General features: G+C 41.2%; 2 protein-coding genes. Both read left to right on the top strand.

All coding sequences use genetic code 11. The annotated features are described in order from the left end of the window. A partial coding sequence (otsB, locus tag A4R26_RS07465; protein ID WP_133054585.1) for a trehalose-phosphatase occupies positions 1 to 585 on the top strand: 585 nt, incomplete at its 5' end. A 123-nt stretch (positions 586 to 708) separates the two neighbouring features. After that, positions 709 to 1,812: a mechanosensitive ion channel family protein gene (locus tag A4R26_RS07460; protein WP_081163058.1), complete on the top strand. Its 1,104-nt coding sequence runs from the start codon at positions 709 to 711 to the stop codon at positions 1,810 to 1,812. Positions 1,813 to 1,870: the final 58 nt, after the last annotated feature.

Here is a 1,870-nt window from a genome sequence, read left to right as displayed (position 1 = left end):
TTTGGCGACTGCAACATTCACATGGTGGCGGAACATGGCGCCCGGTTCAAATATCCAGATCAACCGTGGACAAACGAAGTGATGATGCCAAATGACTGGAAGGAACCCATACAGCAGATCATGCAGGTGTATGTTCGCCGCTGCGCCCATAGTTTCATTGAAGAAAAAGAATTTTCTATCGTATGGCATTATCGCAATGCCAGCCTCGAACAGGGCAAGCTGCGGGCGGCGGAATTACTGGGCGAGTTGAATGATTACGCTTATAAGCGGCATCTGCAGGTATCGATGGGCAACAAGATCGTAGAAGTAAAAACTAACGGGGCCGACAAAGGGATAGCCATTAAAAAGATCCTGAACAACAACGATTTCGATTTCATATTGGCCGTGGGGGATGATTATACCGACGAAGATATGTTCAAAGCGCTTTTGGAAGTAAAGAACAGCTATACTATCAAAGTAGGCAATGAAGCTTCTTACGCCCGTTATAATCTATTCACCCCGCAGATGGTAATATCACTGCTCGAAAACATGAATTATATAAATGAGAAACCTGTGCCTCAGGAAAATCTTTGGGTTAGTAAGTAGGAGCATCAGCATGGGTTTGATCTGTATCACAGTTCCCCGGCAATTTTTAACCGACTAATTGCTTTGTTCACGGCAGTCAGGCCTTAATTATTAAGGTCTGGCTGTTTATTTTAAAATATTTCTATGGATTCAATTTGGAATAATATAATAATGGGCAATACTGTATTAAACTGGGTTATAGCAATTGGTATTATAGTTATTTCTTTTACAGCTATCAGAATAGGCAGATCGATATTCTTAAAAAGAATCAAAGCCTGGGCAGCCAGAACGAGCAACTCGTTAGACGACTTTTTTGTTATGCTGGCCGAAAAGACCTTATTTCCTGTGTTATATATCGGTGCAGTTTATTTGGGGTTAAGCTATTTGACATTAAGCGTCAAAGCGGCTAAAGTATTACACATAGCCGTGCTTTTAATAAGCACTTTTTTTGTTATTAGCGCAATCACTTCAGCCATAAATTACTTCATTAACAGGGCTATTTCGGCAAAAGATGATACAGGGGAAAACAAAAAACAGGCGCGTGGTATAATAATAATTATAAATATTGTCGTATGGATACTGGGCATCGTGTTCCTGGTAAATAACCTGGGATATGATATCACATCTGTGATCACGGGGCTTGGCATAGGCGGTATAGCCATTGCCCTGGCTGCTCAAACCATCCTGGGCGACCTGTTTAACTACTTTGTCATATTTTTCGATAAACCCTTTGAGATCGGGGATTTTATTATAGTAGATGACAAGATGGGAGTAGTGGAGTATATAGGCGTAAAGAGCACCCATATCAGGACTTTAAGCGGTGAACAGCTTATTTGTTCCAATACGAATTTGACCAACTCGCGCGTACATAATTATAAGCGCATGGAAAAACGGCGGGTTGTTTTTTCCATTGGTGTCATCTATGAAACGGAAACCGGTAAAATAGAAAGCATTCCGGCCATTATTAAGCAAATTATACAGGCCCAAAAACTGGCACAGTTCGATCGCGCCCATTTCTCGGGATTTGGCGATTTCAGCCTTAATTATGAGGCGGTATACTATATTTTAAGTGCCGATTATAATTTGTATATGGACGTACAACAGGAAATTTACCTGTCGATCCTGAAAGCGTTCAGAAGAGAAGGTATTGAATTTGCATACCCGACACAAACTTTACTCTTCAATAACGAATCGGGCAACGGGCAGCACATTTTCCCTCCACCTGCAAACAAGGCCGTGAGAGGATGATTTCAGAACAGTTTTTATCCGGCAGGCGCATTTCTAATTAACTTCTAATTGTACATTA

Source organism: Niastella populi, from assembly GCF_002078015.1.
Taxonomy (GTDB): domain Bacteria; phylum Bacteroidota; class Bacteroidia; order Chitinophagales; family Chitinophagaceae; genus Niastella; species Niastella populi.
Note: the sequence above shows the minus strand (reverse complement) of the source record. Positions and strands in the feature narration are given on the sequence as shown.

Coding starts and splice junctions, on each gene's coding strand:
- A4R26_RS07460 (WP_081163058.1), top strand. CDS start 709: ATGGATTCAATTTGGAATAATATAATAATGGGCAATACTGTATTAAAC.